General features: G+C 67.2%; 13 protein-coding genes and 1 rRNA gene (1 of these 14 running past the window's edge). 9 read left to right on the top strand and 5 right to left on the bottom strand.

All coding sequences use genetic code 11. From position 1 onward, the window contains the following. A 16S ribosomal RNA gene (locus ACW173_RS13545) occupies positions 1–389 on the bottom strand; it reaches 1,097 nt to the left of the window's first position. Between the two features lie 907 nt (positions 390–1,296). On the opposite strand from ACW173_RS13545, the gene ACW173_RS13540 reads away from it, so the two are divergent. Further along, a complete protein-coding gene (locus ACW173_RS13540; RefSeq protein ID WP_492080529.1) occupies positions 1,297–1,728 on the top strand; it encodes an RrF2 family transcriptional regulator in 432 nt (143 codons plus the stop codon). Positions 1,729–1,822: 94 nt separating this feature from the next. On the opposite strand, the gene ACW173_RS13535 is transcribed toward ACW173_RS13540, so the two are convergent. Next, a complete protein-coding gene (locus ACW173_RS13535) occupies positions 1,823–2,254 on the bottom strand; it encodes a CBS domain-containing protein (RefSeq protein WP_492080528.1) in 432 nt (143 codons plus the stop codon). A 105-nt stretch (positions 2,255–2,359) separates the two neighbouring features. Continuing rightward, positions 2,360–3,004 (bottom strand): rhomboid family intramembrane serine protease, encoded by a 645-nt coding sequence (locus tag ACW173_RS13530; RefSeq protein WP_492080527.1) that lies wholly within the window; start codon positions 3,002–3,004, stop codon positions 2,360–2,362. A 159-nt stretch (positions 3,005–3,163) separates the two neighbouring features. On the opposite strand from ACW173_RS13530, the gene hfaA reads away from it, so the two are divergent. From hfaA to hfaD, 3 genes are read left to right on the top strand one after another with little or no spacing between them, the layout of a single operon-like run. Then, the gene (gene hfaA / locus ACW173_RS13525) at positions 3,164–3,619 is read left to right on the top strand and encodes a holdfast anchoring protein HfaA (RefSeq protein WP_492080526.1); all 456 of its coding nucleotides are present in this window, start codon (positions 3,164–3,166) and stop codon (positions 3,617–3,619) included. After that, a complete protein-coding gene (gene hfaB, locus ACW173_RS13520; protein WP_492080525.1) occupies positions 3,616–4,629 on the top strand; it encodes a holdfast anchoring protein HfaB in 1,014 nt (337 codons plus the stop codon). Before hfaA ends, hfaB begins: the two co-directional genes overlap by 4 nt. Beyond that, positions 4,547–5,791, top strand: coding sequence for a holdfast anchor protein HfaD (hfaD, locus tag ACW173_RS13515; protein ID WP_492080524.1), 1,245 nt, complete (start codon positions 4,547–4,549; stop codon positions 5,789–5,791). The genes hfaB and hfaD overlap by 83 nt, the downstream gene beginning before the upstream one ends. An 8-nt stretch (positions 5,792–5,799) precedes the next feature. Here hfaD and ACW173_RS13510 read toward each other — a convergent pair whose 3' ends face one another. Next, positions 5,800–6,141 (bottom strand): hypothetical protein, encoded by a 342-nt coding sequence (locus ACW173_RS13510; RefSeq protein ID WP_492080523.1) that lies wholly within the window; start codon positions 6,139–6,141, stop codon positions 5,800–5,802. Between the two features lie 274 nt (positions 6,142–6,415). Continuing rightward, complete coding sequence (locus ACW173_RS13505) at positions 6,416–8,332, bottom strand: ATP-binding protein (protein WP_492080522.1); 1,917 nt, start codon at positions 8,330–8,332, stop codon at positions 6,416–6,418. 212 nt (positions 8,333–8,544) lie between these two features. Here ACW173_RS13505 and ACW173_RS13500 point away from each other — a divergent pair, with 212 nt between their 5' ends. The 5 genes from ACW173_RS13500 (at position 8,545) to ACW173_RS13480 (ending at position 15,334) form a co-directional block, all read left to right on the top strand. Beyond that, positions 8,545–10,392: an ABC-F family ATP-binding cassette domain-containing protein gene (locus ACW173_RS13500; RefSeq protein WP_492080521.1), complete on the top strand. Its 1,848-nt coding sequence runs from the start codon at positions 8,545–8,547 to the stop codon at positions 10,390–10,392. Positions 10,393–10,709: 317 nt separating this feature from the next. Beyond that, positions 10,710–12,794: an MASE1 domain-containing protein gene (locus ACW173_RS13495; RefSeq protein ID WP_492080520.1), complete on the top strand. Its 2,085-nt coding sequence runs from the start codon at positions 10,710–10,712 to the stop codon at positions 12,792–12,794. A 52-nt stretch (positions 12,795–12,846) separates the two neighbouring features. Beyond that, positions 12,847–13,836, top strand: coding sequence for an ABC transporter substrate-binding protein (locus ACW173_RS13490; RefSeq protein WP_492080519.1), 990 nt, complete (start codon positions 12,847–12,849; stop codon positions 13,834–13,836). After that, positions 13,833–14,579 (top strand): ABC transporter ATP-binding protein, encoded by a 747-nt coding sequence (locus tag ACW173_RS13485; RefSeq protein ID WP_492080518.1) that lies wholly within the window; start codon positions 13,833–13,835, stop codon positions 14,577–14,579. The genes ACW173_RS13490 and ACW173_RS13485 overlap by 4 nt, the downstream gene beginning before the upstream one ends. Then, entirely contained in the window at positions 14,576–15,334 is a 759-nt protein-coding gene (locus tag ACW173_RS13480) for an ABC transporter permease (protein ID WP_492080517.1), read from the top strand. The genes ACW173_RS13485 and ACW173_RS13480 overlap by 4 nt, the downstream gene beginning before the upstream one ends. Positions 15,335–15,382: the final 48 nt, after the last annotated feature.

Below are 15,382 nucleotides of genomic sequence, written 5' to 3'. Positions count from 1 at the left end.
AAGACCTTCATCATTCACGCGGCATGGCTGCGTCAGGCTTTCGCCCATTGCGCAAGATTCCCCACTGCTGCCTCCCGTAGGAGTTTGGGCCGTGTCTCAGTCCCAATGTGGCTGATCATCCTCTCAGACCAGCTACTGATCGTCGCCTTGGTGAGCCTTTACCTCACCAACTAGCTAATCAGACGCGGGCCGCTCCAATGGCGATAAATCTTTCCCCCGAAGGGCACATCCGGTATTAGCTCAAGTTTCCCTGAGTTGTTCCGAACCAAAGGGCACGTTCCCACGTGTTACTCACCCGTCCGCCACTAATCCCGAAGGATCCGTTCGACTTGCATGTGTTAGGCCTGCCGCCAGCGTTCGCTCTGAGCCAGGATCAAACTCTCAGGTTGAGTTGACATTGACTTCAGACTTCCAGTCCCGGGGGAAAACCCAGAACCAGGTATCTGGTTTGCATAGTTTCTTGACGAGTTCCCATCACACAATGACCAGCTCGAAAGCCAGCCACCGTATTAATGGTGTCTTCAAGAGACCGCATTTGTCAGCGTCGAGGTGGACCTAAAGTCCACCGCCAGAGCGCCGCCGCCTGCGTTTCTCTTTCCAAATCAACAATGTCAAAGACCCGCTCGCCTTCCGGCGAACCATCCGTTTAGCGCCCGATGTCGGCGGAGGCGGCTATCTATCCAACCTCGAATTCCGTGTCAAATCGTTTTTTTCAAAACTTTCCGACCTCACCGCCAACCGACCCGGAGGTCTTCGGCGGAAGCCGGCAGCTTCTAAAGAAACCACCGAAACCAGTCAAGCTATTTTTCGAAGAAACTTCGAAGCTCTCCCGGACCGAAATACTTAGAAGCTCAACAGAACCACCTAAGCATTTCTTGGAGCGCGGCTTCTAACGAAGCAGAACTCCCAGGTCAACCGCCCCTTTTACTTTTGTTTTCCTGGAGGCCAGAGCCGCTTCAGAGCGCAAAAGGTGACCGAGGCGCGCCGCTTGGAGCGCCGTAAGTCAGAAGGGATTCGATTGAGGCTGCGGAACTTAGCGATCCGCTTTCAGAAACGCAAGCCCCGAAGGTCCAGGTTTCGTCCGGCGGGCCGTGGCCCCGAAGCGAGGGGCGGCTTCTAGAGGTCGATTTCCCACCTCGCAAGCGGGGAATCGCGATTCCATCCCCAGACGCCCCATTCCCCTGTGCATGAACGCTGTCACATGGGCTCTTGCGCGGTGGCCCCGCCTCGCTCAGAAGGCTGAGCACTGTGAAAGCGTCGCCAGTGCGCGGCGCTTATATAAGGTAGCTGGCGTCCATGTTGTCCCAGAAGGCGCGTTACGCCCTGCGCGCGATGATCGAGCTGGCCCGCGAAGACGGGCAGGTGACGGCCGGCGAACTGGCCGAGCGCGCCGACGCCCCGCGCAAGTTCCTGGAAGCCATTCTCCTGTCGCTCTCGCGCGAGGGCCTGGTGATCAGCCGGCGCGGCAAGTTCGGCGGCTATGTGCTGGGCCGCCCCTCTGAAGAGATAAGCTTCGCGGAAATCATCCGCCTGGTCGACGGTCCCCTGGCCCTGACGCCCTGCGTCAGCCGCACGGCCTTCCGCCGCTGCGAGGATTGCCGGGACCTGGCGACCTGCGCCCTGCGCGAAGCGCTGCTGCGCGCCCGCGACGCGACGGCCGCGGTGCTGGAAGGCTACAGCGTGGCCGACGCCGCCAAGGGCGTCGGCGCCGAGCTGATCGAGGGATAAGCTCTCTTATATATGCGCTGTCCTCGCTACCGCTTCGCTGCTTGAGCGAGGACAGCGCATGGAAGACGCTCTCTATATAACCAGCGCCCCGCCCTCAGCCCGCCGAAATGTAAGCCTTGAGGCCGTCGGCTTCGGCCTGGGCTTCGCTGATCTTGTACTTCACCAGGTCGCCGATCGAGATGATGCCGGCCAGGCGCTCGCCCTTCACCACCGGCAGGTGGCGGATGCGGCGGTCGGTCATGCGCTCCAGCAGGATGTCGATCGACTCGTCCGGCTGGGCGAAGACGACGCTGGTGCTCATGCAGGCGCTGATCGGCTTGGTCAGCGCACCGGCGCCTTCCTTGGCGATCACCCGCACGATGTCGCGCTCGGACAAAATCCCGACCACGGCCTCCTTGTCGTCGACCACCACCATGGCCCCGACCCGCCTTGTATGAAGTAACGCCGCCGCGGCGCCGACGGTCTCCTGCGGGGAGGCCGTGAACACGAGATCGCCCTTGTCCTTGAGGATCTGAGAAACCAGCACTGCGCTTCTCCCTTGTTCTTTGAAGAACGAGGGTCTCGCAAAGAGCCCCCGTGATCAATGGGGGATCAGCCGCTTTCGACCTCTTAAACTATAAGAAAGAGCGGCTTAAGCTTCGGGCCGAGCTCGCGGACCGGCCCAGCGCGCGAACGGACCGATCAGTACGACGCCGGCGGCGAAGCCGATCAGATGCGCCTCCCAGGCCACCGCGCCGGTCCCCATGGTCAGAAGGCTGCCCGTGACGGCCATGACCAGATTCACCACCAGCCAGCCCAGGCCCAGGGAGATGACACGCGGTCCCAGGATCGGTCCGACCCGTCCTTCATAGTCCATGGTCCGGGCCGCCGCGCCCATCAGGCCCGACACCGCGCCCGAGGCGCCGATCACCGCGTTCGTCGCATCCGGATGGATCAGCGCATAGCCGACGCCCGACAGCGCGCCGCACGCCAGGTAGAACAGGCAGAAGATTCCCCCTCCCCGGCCGTTTAGTCCCAGCAGGCGGGCGACAGGAGCGCCGAACGCCAGGGCGAAGGCGGCATTCATGATCGCGTGAAGCCAGCCGCCGTGCACGAACATCATGGTGATCGCGCCGGTCCAGCGGCCTTCCCAGAAGTCGTGGGGGATCAGGGCCAGGGACTCGATCGTCGCCTCGTCCGCCCTCAGCAGCAGGATATGCGGGACGATCACGGCCGCCGCGGCCAGCAGCGCCGGCCAGGGCGCGTTGAAGATCGGCTCGGGACGCTGGTCGGTCATGCCTCCTTATCTAGGCGCTTCCGCGACGATTCGAACCACGCGGCGACCATCAGCCGGCGCTTAACCATTTTTTCTCGACCTGCTTGGTATCCCTCAGGCTGTACCTTTTTGGCACGAGGGTTGCTTACCCTTCGGTGTCGACAGTTCGCGGAGCCGCGTATGGCCTGGCATCGGAAAAAGAAGAGCAGCGTCGCGACGGCCGCCCCCCTGGTGCTGGGCATCGTCGTGCTGAGCGCTTGCGGCCCGGCCGCCGCGCAATCGATGACGACGAACTCGGCCTCGATGAACGCCGGTTACGGCCGCAGCTCGGGCCAGGAAAACCGTATGGTCGAGTATTCGACCCGCGACGCGAACGGCAACCGGGTGATCGTCGACGGCGTCATGCTGACCGGCTCGGACCAGAGCGTCTATTCCTCGAGCCGCAGCAACGGTTCGTTGGACGCCTATTCGGGCGTGGGCGGCATCGGCGGCTATGCCGGCTCGACCGCGATCGGCAACAACCTGACGGTCATCACCCAGGGCAACAACAACACGGTCATCGTCAATTCCAGCCAGGTGAACAACGGCAACGTCACCGCCGGCTCGAATGTCGTGAAGGCGGGAACCGCTCAATGAGTCTCAAGCGCACAGGTCTGGTCCTGGCCCTGATGGCCGCGACGGCCCTGGCCGGTTGCGGCAGCGTGCCCGTGGCCTCGACGGCCGGCAACTACGCCCAGCCGATCGGCAGCGCGCCGGTCACGGCCAACCCGACCGACTATTCGGCCGCCCTGGTCTGCCTGAACCAATACGCCCGCGCCAACCGCGTGGCCGCCCCGCGCATCGCGATCGGCCGCATCGCCGACTACACCGGCAAGGAAGAGTCCGACGGCTCCGGCCGCAAGGTGACGCAAGGCGCCTCGCTGATGGCCTTTTCGGCCTTCGCCAAGGCCGGCATGCCCATGGTCGAACGCTTCGACACCTCGGTGTCGGAGTTCGAACTCAAGTACGCCAACAACAAGCTGATCTCGGATCGCCCCAACAGCGCGCCCGACGCCCCGGCGGACTATCGCAAAATCCTGGCGGGCCAGGTGCCAGGCTCGGATTTCTACGTGGTCGGCGGCATCACCGAGCTGAACTACAATATCCGCTCGGCCGGCGTGGACGCCTATGTCGGCGACAAGGACACCGACGGACTGAAGGGCAACTTCCGCCGTCGCGTCTTCATCATGAACATCGCCTTGGACCTGCGGATGGTGAACACCCGCACGCTCGAGGTGGTCGACGTCATCTCGTATCAGAAGCAGGTGGTCGGCCGCGAAATCAGCGCCGGCATCTTCGACTTCCTGAACGGCAACATCTTCGACATCTCGGCCGGTCGCGGGGCGCTTGAGCCCATGCAGCTGGCGGTGCGCGCCCTGATCGAGCGCGCCACCGTCGAGATGGCGGCCAACCTCTACGGCATGGCGGGTCCGCAAAGCTGCCTGCGCTACGACCCGTTCGGGGACGCCACCGTCGGCCAGACGGGCGCCTTCGTGCCGGCCTACGACAATCTGGGAACGAACAATGCGCAAACCCGCGATGACCCGTCTCGCTGGAACGCTCGCCGCGATCCCGATATCCGTGATGCTAAGCGGGGTCGCTACTAGCCAGACCGTCACGCCGAGCCCGGTTCTCAACAACCAGCTGAATCTCGGTGAGATCTTCTCGGAGCAGACCCTCAACGTCCAGACGGTGTCGGACGGCGTGACGGCCAGCACGACCGCGCAAGCCAACGGCGTCTCGGTGGGCGTGACCAACGCCGACGCCGCCGTGACCTCGTACCAGGACAACCAGGGGACCGTTTACGGCCACACCGTCGTCGACATCGGCGCCAATGCCGGTGCGTCCAGCGCCGTGCGTAGCACCGCGGTCGGCAATTCGGGCTCGTTCTCGGCCTCCAACGGCACGGTCTCGGCCTTCGCGGTCCAGACCAATTCGGCCGAAGTCACCGCGCGCGGTCAGGTCGAGGCGGCCACCGCCGAGGCCGCCGACCTGACGGTCTCGACCCTGGCCATGGGCAACAGCCAGGGCGTCAACCTGGACAACGGCTCGGCCGGCCTGCGCATCAGCCAGGCGAACTCGGCCAACACCCTGGCCGACGGCGGGGCGATCGTCCAATACGTCTCCGGGACCAGCGCGATCACCGCGACCACGAGCGGCAACAACATCGATATCCAGGGCGGAAACCAGTCGGCGGCGCGCGCCATCACCGACCAGGCCAACACGGCCGAGGTGACCCAGGCCAGCAAGTTCACCGCCTATGGCAACAGCTACCTGACAGCGACGACCGCCACGGCGACCGGCAACAACCTGTCGGCCACCAACGAAGGCCCGCTGATGGACGTGACGTCCAACCAGTGGAACACCTCGTACGTGCGCGGCCAGGCCGAAGGGACTTCGTACCAGTTCGGCGCGGCCCAGACGAACGCCTACGCCGCCGGCAACTCCTCGCAGGTCAACAACGTCGGGACCGAGCTGGTGCTCGACAACCTGCAGACCAACACCGGCGGCGGGGTCGAGGCGACGGCCAGCTTCGAGGGCCACGACGGTTATGACGCGGTGACCACCGCCACGGCCATGGGCAACGCGGTGACGGGCTATGTCTGCGCCAAGTGCAGCGGCCGCATGACGGTGACCAACAACCAAACCAACAGCGCCGACATCGGCGCCAAGTCCGGGGCCACGATCAATGCCAGCGGTCGCCAGGTGACCGGCGTCTCGACGGCGATCGGCAACAACGCCAGCTTCAACGTCAGCGCGCCGAACTAGCCCCTCGCTCAGCGCGACGCCATGGCTTGAGGCAGGGCCGCGAGGTCGGCCTGCAGCTTGGCCAAGTCCTTGTCCGTGATCGCGCCGCCGAACTTCGGGGCCAGGGTGCGCAAGCTCTCGTGCTTGAACTTCTCGTACATCGGATGGGTGGTGAGCCCCGGAATATCGGCGTCCAACGCCGCCTTGGCCGGCGGCGTGGCGACGAGGGTCTCGACGGGGGTGTCGATGCTCAGGGCCTGGCTCGGAGAAGCCGCGGACGGCGGCGAAGACGGCGCGGACTGCGCCAGGGCCGTGGAGGCGCCAACGAGGGTCATTATCGTGGCGACCGCGACGTGACGAATGGCGGACATGCGATCTCTCTCAAGAAGAAGCGCCGCGATCCGCGTGGAAACCGGCGCGCTTTGATGAGATGAAATCCCGACACCTGGCGGTTCGCCAAGCTGAGCCGTTTCGCTAACGTGCGGCGGAGCCCGACCTGCTCAATTCCGAGGCGCCGAACGCCGGCGCGAGCAATCAGCGGGGCGGCGCGCGTCATGCTCAATCCGCCTGGGCAGGGTGAAGCCTTGGGCGCCGACGGCGCGGCGCAAGCCGCCGTCGGGCGCGGTCAAGCTTCCCCGAAAAGGTTCAGGCCTGGGCGCCGTCCAGTGCCCGGTCGGCGGTCCTCACCAGATCGTCCCGGCTCCACAGCGCGATTTTCAGCAGCAATTCCCGAGGGTTGATCGGCTTGCCGACATGGTCGTCCATGCCGCTGGCCCGGTAGAAGGCGATCTGGTCGGGCAGCACGTTGGCGGTCAGGGCGATGATCGGCGTCGCGGCCGCCTCCCCCGCCAGCATGCGGATCGCGCGCGTCGCGGCCAGGCCGTCCATGCGCGGCATCTGCACGTCCATCAGGATCAGGTCATAGCCGCCCGAGGCCGCCGCCTCGACCGCCGCGCAGCCGTCGGCGACCACGTCGACCTCATGGCCCATGGCCCGGACAAGGGTCCCGATCAGCTCGCGATTGGCTTCGTTGTCGTCGGCGACCAGCAGCTTCAGCGGCCGCGCCACGCTCTGCGTCGCCTCGGTTTCGTGGCGTTCGGGCGCGACCGCGACAGGCAGGTCCAGCACGCACCAGAAGCGCGCGCCCTGCCCGGCGACGCTGTCGACGCCGATCTCGCCGCCCATCAGCTCGACGATCTCCTTGCTGATCGCCAGGCCCAGGCCCGTGCCGCCGAACTTGCGCGCCACTTCGGGTCCGGCCTGGGCGAAGCGGTCGAAGACCGTCTCCAGCATGGCCGCCGGCACCCCGACACCGGTGTCGGAGACGGCCAGCTCAAGACGCGCGAAACCGGGCGCGGCCCCGACCCGGTGCTTGGCGCTGAGGGTCACCGAACCGGCGCCGGTGAACTTCACGGCATTGCCCAGGAAGTTGACCAGCACCTGGCGCAGGCGATCGCTGTCGCCTTCCAGCCAGTCGGGACAAGCCGGATCGACGCGCAAGGCCAGGTCCAGGCTCTTGGCCAGCGCCTGGGCCTCGAACATGCCGGCCACCTTGGTCAGCAGGGCGCGCAGATCGAACGGACGTCGGTCCAGATTGACTCCGCCAGCCTCCAGCTTCGCGAAGTCCAGGACGTCGTTCAGCGTGTCCAGCAGCACCACGCCAGCGTCGCGGATCCGGCCCAGGCGGCGCTGCTGCTCGCCATTCAGCGGCGAGGCGGCCAGAAGGTCGGTAAAGCCCAGGATGCTGGTTAGCGGCGTGCGCAACTCGTGGCTCATATTGGCCAGGAAGTCCTGCCGCGCGGCCATGGCGGCCTCAGCCAACTCGCGGGCGTCGGCCAGAGCGGACTGGGCCTCGACCTCCTCGGTGATGTCGGTCTCGTTGACCAGCACGCAAGGCTCGCCAGTCACCGGATCGGGCGTCCGGCGCGCGGCCAGGCCGTGCCAGCGCTCGCCTTGGGCCGTGATGACCCGATAGGCCCCCTCGACCGCTTCGCCGGCCAAGGCCGAGCTCCACAGCGCGCCGCCGGCGTCGCCATTGGCGAAAATCTCCGCGAAGCGGACGGCGGGGCCCGGATAGCTGGCCAGGGACGCGGGATTGCCGAAGATGCGGAAGCCGTCGGTGTCGTACAGCGACACCAGGGCGCTGGTGTGCCGCAAAGCCTCTATGGCCCGCTGCTGCTCGGCGTCGGCCTCGATGATCGCGCCTTCAAACAGCATGGCGTGGCCGCCGCCCGGCAAGGCGATGCGCGAGATCGTGGTGTCGACGGCCACCGGCGCGCCGTTTGGATAGAAAGTCCAGCGCTCCTCGGCGGGCGCCCCGCCCTCGATGCGCGCGGCGATGTCCTCCATGCGCGTGCGCACAGCCGGTGACTGGTCGGAGAAGTCGCGCGCCAGAAGCTCGTCCAGCGTCGCCGCGCCCCACAGGTCCAGAGCGGCGCGGTTGGCATAGACTTTCCGCTTCCTGGCGTCGTCGAACACCCAGATCGGCCGACGCAGTTGATCGAAGCCCAGGCCCAGAAAGCCAGGGAGATCAGAAGCAGCAATCTTCTCCGGGTTCCACATTAAGGCGAGTACTTATGCTCCGTAGGACCAGGTTCGTAGCAAGGTCAGGCTTGGCGGGCCGTTAACAGGCTAATTTGTCACGCCCGCGAACCGGCGTTCCCTGGCCTGGATCAACCGCAAACTGGGCCGTGATTTTGGCGTTTCCTCGGCGCATTGCCTGCTATACGCCCCTCACCTCCGCGACATTCCGCCGCTCTATAGTTCGAAGATCCATGGCCTCCCCCACTCGCGCGCCTGTTCTCGCCCTCAAGGACGTCCGTCTCGCCGACGGCGCCAAGCCCCTGTTCGACGGTGTCGACCTGGCCCTGGAGCCGCGCGTGCGCGCCTGCCTGGTCGGCCGCAACGGCGCGGGCAAGAGCACCCTGCTGAAGATCCTGGCCGGCCAGGGCGTCGAGGCCGACAGCGGCGAACGCGCCGTGCAGCCCGGCGCCAAGATCATCTTCGTCAGCCAGGAGCCGGAGATCACCGGCGACACCCTGCTGGACTACTGCACCGCCGGCGGCGCCGAGGATTACGAGGCCCAGGCCGCCCTCGCCGACTTCGGCCTGGATCCGGAGAAGAGCACGCAGGGCTTGTCGGGCGGCGAGAAGCGCCGAGCCGCCCTGTCGCGCGCCTTCGCCGAGCAGCCCGATGTGCTGCTGCTGGACGAACCGACGAACCACCTGGACATCTTCGCGATCCAGACGCTGGAAGAGGAGCTGGCCAACTCCAAGTGCGCGGCCCTGATCGTCAGCCACGATCGCGCCTTCCTGAACCGCGTCACCCAGCGCACCTTCTGGCTGGAGCACCGCAAGGTGCGCCGCCTGGACAAGGGCTTCGGCGAGTTCGAGGTCTGGAGCGAACAGGTGCTGGCCGCCGAGGCCGACGAAGAGCGCCGTCTCAACAAGGTGCTGGAGCGCGAGAACGCCTGGCTCGCGCGCGGCGTCCAGGGCCGCCGGGCCCGCAACGAGGGCCGTCGTCGCGCCCTGATGGACCTGCGCGCGCAGAAAAAGGACCTGCAGGGCGACAAGCGCGGCTCGATGTACATGGCCATCGAGAGCGCCGCGACCTCGGGCAAGAAGGTGGTCGAGGCCAAGCACCTGACCAAGAAATTCGGCGACCGCGTGATCGTGGAGGACTTTTCGACCCGCATCCTGCGCGGCGATCGCGTGGCCCTGGTCGGCCCGAACGGCGCCGGCAAGACCACGCTGGTGCGTCTGCTGCTGGGCGAACTCGAGCTGGACGCCGGCACGGTGCAGTTGGGCACCAACCTGGAGGTCTCCTACATCGACCAGGGCCGCATGGCGCTGTCGGACAAGATCACGCTGTGGGACTTCCTGACTCCCGGCGGCGGCGACTCCATCCTGGTGCGCGGCCAGCCCAAGCACGTGGCTGGCTACGCCAAGGACTTCCTGTTCACCGAGGCCCAGCTGCGCCAGCCGGTGACCAGCCTGTCGGGCGGCGAGCGCAACCGCCTGCTGCTGGCCCGGGCGTTGGCCAATCCCACCAACCTGATGGTGCTGGACGAACCGACCAACGACCTGGACATGGACACGCTGGATCTGCTCGAGGACCTGCTGGCCGACTTCGACGGCACGCTGATCCTGGTCAGCCACGACCGTGACTTCATCGATCGCCTGGCCACCTCGACCATCGCCATGAACGGTCACGGCAAGGTGCTGGAAACGCCCGGCGGCTGGAGCGACCTGATCGACCAGAGCCCCGACTTCTTCAAAGGCGCCCGCGGGGCCAGTGTCGGCTCGTCGTTCACGCCGGTGGGCCGCAGCACCAAGACGGCCTCCCCCGCACCAGCGCCCATCGCGACGCCGCCCAAAAAGGCCGGCAAGCTGACCTTCAAGGACCAGCGCCGCCTGGAGGAGTGCGAGGCCCTGATCGCCAAGAGCCCCGCGATCATCGCCGGCTTCGAGAAGACCTTGGCCGATCCGAACCTCTACAGCCGCGACCCGGCCGCCTTCGACAAGACCATGAAAGCGCTGGACAAGGCCCGCGCGGACCTGGAGCAGGCCGAGCTGGACTGGCTGGAGCTGGAAGGGAAGAAGGAAGCCCTCGCCAACGGTTGACCCCGCGGCGCGCTCGCATGCCGGGAGAGCCGCCCTCTTGAATTGTGGGACCCGCCATGCATTGTCAGCGCGCCTGAACGTAAAGCGCCGGGAAAATACAATCGCTTAGAGGTCGGCGCGGGTCGGAGGCGTCCTGCGGCCAAACGACACATCGAGCGATAACCGGGCAACTACACCACGCGCGGGCGTATTGATGGTGACGTCGTACCCGCGAGGCGGCGGGGCGGCGCGCGTTTGGCGTGGTTCCCGAACCGTTCGGCCGTCCCACGTCGAACGCCTGCGTAAAGACGTAGGCTGCATTGGGGGACGGAACCGGTATGCCGCACAGGCTGGCCGCGCAGGAACGTAAACGGCAGGCCGCCTTGCTGCTGGCCCTGTCCGTCGCGGTTGTCGTCAGCCTGGCCTTCAGCGAATACCTGACCCGCACCACTCTGGGCGTCGCGGCCTTCTGGCCGGCCAACGCCCTGCTGGCCGCTGGCCTGATCACCCTGAGCGGCTCGCGCGGCCTGTCCCTGAGCGTGGTCTTCGTCGCCTTCCACCTGATCATCGGCCTGCTGGTCGGCGACACCTTGCCGCGCGCCCTGCTCTATGTGGCGATCGACACCGGAGAGGCCGTGGCCATCTGGGCCATCTGCCAGCGTTTCTGGCGGGGAGCGCCGCGCATCCGCACCCTGCGTTCGCTGGTCCTGCTGCCCGCCGTCACCACCCCGGTCGCGGCCATCGCCAGCCTGGTGGCCGCCGGCGCGCTGACCCTGGGCTATGGCGAGCCGTTCATGCGCGGCCTGACCGACTGGTTCCTGCGTTGCGGCCTGGGCCTGGGTGTCGCCTTGCCCGCCGCGTTGGTGCTGATCGACGCCGAGCATCGCCGCACATTCCAACGCGACTGGCGCGAACAGCTACTGCTGATGTTCGCTGTCGCGGCCGTCACCCTGCTCTGCGCCCATCCGGCCTCGGGCGCGCCGCCGTTCCTGATCTTTCCGATCGCCCTGGCCGCGGCCTATCGCCTGGGCGCGCGCGGCGCGGCCATGGCCAGCGTGATCGTCGCCCTGATCACCCTTCCGATCGCCCTGTCCGGCGCCTCGCCGCGCTTCAACGCCATCCTCGGCCCGGTTGCTCAGGCGCGGACCATCCAGGTGTTCATCGCGGTGCTGTTCTACACCAGCCTGGCCGCGGGCCTCGCCCTTGCACAGCAGGACCGCCTCAAGCGCCTGCTCCTGCGCCGCGAACTGCTGACCCGCGCCGCCCGCGCCCGCGCCCTGGCCGCCACCGAGGCCAAGACCGAGTTCCTGGCCACCATGAGCCACGAGATCCGCACGCCGCTGAACAGCGTCCTGGGCTTCGCCCAGTTGCTGGCGACGCGGGAGGACTTGCCCCCGGACGTGCGTCGCCAGATCAATCTGATCGACAGCGCCGGCGCGGCCCTGCTGACCGTGGTCAACGACATCCTCGACTTCTCGCGTGTCGAGACTGGCCAGATCGAACTCCTGCCCCAGCCAACCTCCGCCGCGGGACTGATGCGTGACACCGTGGCGATCATGGCTCCAGAGGCGCGCGCCAAGGGCTTGTCGCTGGAGCTGGAGATCATCGACCCGGTCGAGGCCCTGCACGATGTGGACGCCGACCGCCTGCGCCAGGTGCTGATCAACCTCCTGAACAACGCCGTGAAGTTCACCGACGAAGGCCGCATCGACGCGCGACTGATCGTCGAGCACGGCGATATCGAGGACCGGCTGCGCTTCGAGATCATCGACACCGGCGTCGGCATCGACCTGGACAAGCAGGCGCTCCTCTTCCAGCGCTTCTCGCAGGCCGACAGCTCGATGAGCCGGCTGCATGGTGGGGCCGGCCTGGGCCTGGCCATCTGCCGGGCGCTGGTCGACGTGATGGGCGGCAAGATCGGTGTCGACAGCGTTCCGGGCCGCGGCTCGTGCTTCTGGATCGAGCTGTCCGCCCCGACCGCCGAGCCGATCGCCGTCCCCGAGCGCCCCAAGGTCTCGTCTCCGGGCGCGGCCAGGATCCTGATCGTGGATGACCACCCGATCAATCTGGAGATTGGCGAGGCCCTGCTGACCCTGGTCGGCTGCGAGGTCGACGTGGCCGAGAACGGCAAGCAGGCCGTCGATAAGGCCCTGCTCGGCCATTACGATCTGATCCTGATGGACATCCACATGCCGCAGATGGACGGCCTTCAGGCGACCCGGGCGATCAAGGCTCTGTCGGACGGGCGCGGCAAGGCCCCGATCATCGCCATGAGCGCCGACGCCCTGCCCCGCCAGGTCGAGCGCTGCTACGCCGCCGGCATGGTCGACCACATCGCCAAGCCCATCCAGCGCGAGGTGCTGTACGCCAAGGTCGAGCGGTGGCTGAACCACCGGAACGTTTCGGAAGCGCAAGCGGACTAGCGGCGCGCGCTGCTCCTGCTTAACTTGCCCCGAAACGGGGGAGACCTTTCCGATGCAGCGTCGCGCTTTCGCAGCTCTGGGCCTGATGGCCCTGCTGGCCGCCTGTTCGCCGACCAAGAAGGAAACAGCGGCTCCCGCCGGCGAGACCAAGCTGAAGCTGGCCACGGACTGGCGGGCCGAGGCCGAGCTGGGCGGTTACTACCAGGCGCTGGCGACCGGCGAGTACAAGAAGCGCGGCCTGGACGTGACCCTGATCCAGGGCGGTCCGGCGGTGAACGTGCCGCAGCTGCTGGCCACCGGCGCGGTCGATGTCGGGGTCGGTTCCAACAGCTTCATCGTCATGAACCTGGCCCAGCAGAAGACCCCGGTGAAGGCCGTCGCGGCCTTCATGCAGAAGGACCCGCAGGTCCTGATCGCGCACCCCAACCAGGGCGTCAACGCGATCGCCGACATGAAGGGCCGGCCGATCCTGCTGTCGGACGCCTCGATCACCGCCTTCTGGATCTGGCTGAAGGCCAAGTACCAGTTCACCGATGACCAGGTGCGCAAGTACAACTACTCGTCCGCTCCGTTCCTGGCCGACAAGCGCGTGATCCAGCAGGGCTACGCCACCAGCGAGCCGTACCTCATAGAGAAGGAAGGTAAGATCAAGCCGGCGGTGTTCCTGCTGGCCGACAGCGGCTACCCCGCCTACGCCTCGATGGCTCTGGTCCCCGACAGTCTGATCGCCAAGAACCCGGCGGCGGTGCAGGCCTTCGTCGAGGCGACGGCGGCGGGCTGGAAGTCCTACCTTTACGGCGACGCCAAGCCCGGCGACGCGGCGATCCTCAAGGACAATCCGGAAATGACCCAGGACGTCCTCGACCAGGCCCGCGAGAAGATGCGCAGCTACGGCATCGTCGGCAAGGACGCCGAGATCGGCCAGATGAGCGACGCCCGCTGGGCCGAGTTCTTCAAGGTCGCCTCGGAGCAGGGCGTCTACCCGAAGGACATGGACTTCAAGAAGGCCTACACGCTGCAGTTCCTGCCCAAGGGCCAATGAGCTCCATCGCCAGCCTGTCCGGCGTCGAGGTCGACTACGCCCGGGGTCGCGCCCTGGGGCCGATCGACCTCGCTCTCGCGCCCGGCGAGATCGTCGCCCTGGTCGGTCCGTCGGGCTGCGGCAAGTCCACGGCGCTTCGGCTGCTGGCCGGTCTGGAGCCGCCCACGCGCGGGACCGTGACCCGCGCCGCCGGCAAGGGCGAGACCTCGGTCGTCTTCCAGTCGCACACCCTGGCCCCTTGGCTGTCGGCGCGGGACAATGTCGCCTTGCCGCTGGAGCTGGCCGGCCTGTCCAAGCGCGCGGCCCAAGCCGCCGCCGACGAGGCGCTGCGCAAGGTCGGCCTAAGCGCCGCGCTGAACGCTCGCCCCGCCCAGCTGTCGGGCGGCATGGCCATGCGCGCTTCACTGGCCCGCGCTCTGGTCACCCGCCCGCGCCTGCTGCTGCTGGACGAGCCGTTCGCCGCGTTGGACGAGATCACCCGCCGCGCCCTGGCCGACGATGTCCTGTCCCTGGCCGCTGAACTCACGCCCGCCGTCGTCTTCGTGACCCACAATGTCGAGGAGGCCGTCTACATGGCCCGCCGCGTGGTGGTCATGACCCCCGGCCCCGGCCGCATCGCCGGCGAGATCGCCGTCGACGGCCCGCTCGTCCGCCCGCCCGGTTTCCGCACCACGCAGGCCTTCCGCGCCGCCGCCGAGGCGGTGTCGACCCTGCTGGCCCAAGCCACGGAGCGCGCCGCGTGAAGCGCGTCCTGGCCCCGCTGATCCTGATCACCGCCCTGCTGGGCGGCTGGGAAGTCGCCTGCCGCGTCCTGGCGGTCCCGACCTATCTTCTGCCCGCGCCCAGCGGTATCTGGATCGCGTTCCTGGGCAGCTGGCAGCTACTACTGGGCTCGGCCTGGGCGACGCTGTCGACGGCGCTGCTGGCGCTGGTCATCTCCAGCCTGGTGGCCTGCGCCCTGGCCTTCGCGGTCAGTTTGAACGGCCTCCTGGAGGACGCTGTTCGCCCGATCGCCGTGACCCTGCAGGTCACGCCGCTGGTCGCCATCGCGCCGCTGGTCACCATCTGGGCCGGCATCGACCATCCCGAGCGGGCGGTGATCGGCCTGGCCGCCGTCGTCGCCTTCTTCCCGATCTTCTCGGGCGCCCTGACGGGGCTGAAGGCGGTGGATCCGGACCTGGCCCGCCTGTTCGACCTCTATGGCGCGAGCCCCTGGCGGCGCCTGATCCGTCTGCGCCTGCCCTCAGCCGTTCCCGCCCTGCTGGAGGGGCATAAGGTCGCGGCGGGACTGGCCGTCATCGGCGCCGTCGTGGCCGAGTTCGTGGCCGGCTCGGGCGGGGCCCAAGGCCTGGCCTGGAGAATCCTGGAAGCCTACAACCGCTTGCAGACGGCCAAGGTGTTCGCGGCCCTGGTGACCCTGGCTGTCCTGGGCGTCGTGCTGCATGCGCTGATGGAACTGTTGGAAAGTCGACTTCTCGCCGTTTGGCGCGGACGTTAGCGCAAGATTAAGCGGCGCGCCCTACGACGGAAGCTCGAACCTTTCGCC

The sequence above is a fragment of the Caulobacter sp. ALps2 genome (assembly GCF_058681635.1).
The sequence above is the reverse complement of the archived record's forward strand: the minus strand, read 5'-3'. Positions and strand labels throughout refer to the sequence as shown.

Coding starts and splice junctions, on each gene's coding strand:
- ACW173_RS13540 (WP_492080529.1), top strand. CDS start 1,297: ATGTTGTCCCAGAAGGCGCGTTACGCCCTGCGCGCGATGATCGAGCTG.
- hfaA (WP_492080526.1), top strand. CDS start 3,164: ATGGCCTGGCATCGGAAAAAGAAGAGCAGCGTCGCGACGGCCGCCCCC.
- ACW173_RS13510 (WP_492080523.1), bottom strand. CDS start 6,141: ATGTCCGCCATTCGTCACGTCGCGGTCGCCACGATAATGACCCTCGTT.
- hfaB (WP_492080525.1), top strand. CDS start 3,616: ATGAGTCTCAAGCGCACAGGTCTGGTCCTGGCCCTGATGGCCGCGACG.
- ACW173_RS13485 (WP_492080518.1), top strand. CDS start 13,833: ATGAGCTCCATCGCCAGCCTGTCCGGCGTCGAGGTCGACTACGCCCGG.
- ACW173_RS13490 (WP_492080519.1), top strand. CDS start 12,847: ATGCAGCGTCGCGCTTTCGCAGCTCTGGGCCTGATGGCCCTGCTGGCC.
- ACW173_RS13530 (WP_492080527.1), bottom strand. CDS start 3,004: ATGACCGACCAGCGTCCCGAGCCGATCTTCAACGCGCCCTGGCCGGCG.
- ACW173_RS13495 (WP_492080520.1), top strand. CDS start 10,710: ATGCCGCACAGGCTGGCCGCGCAGGAACGTAAACGGCAGGCCGCCTTG.
- ACW173_RS13500 (WP_492080521.1), top strand. CDS start 8,545: ATGGCCTCCCCCACTCGCGCGCCTGTTCTCGCCCTCAAGGACGTCCGT.
- hfaD (WP_492080524.1), top strand. CDS start 4,547: ATGCGCAAACCCGCGATGACCCGTCTCGCTGGAACGCTCGCCGCGATC.
- ACW173_RS13505 (WP_492080522.1), bottom strand. CDS start 8,332: ATGTGGAACCCGGAGAAGATTGCTGCTTCTGATCTCCCTGGCTTTCTG.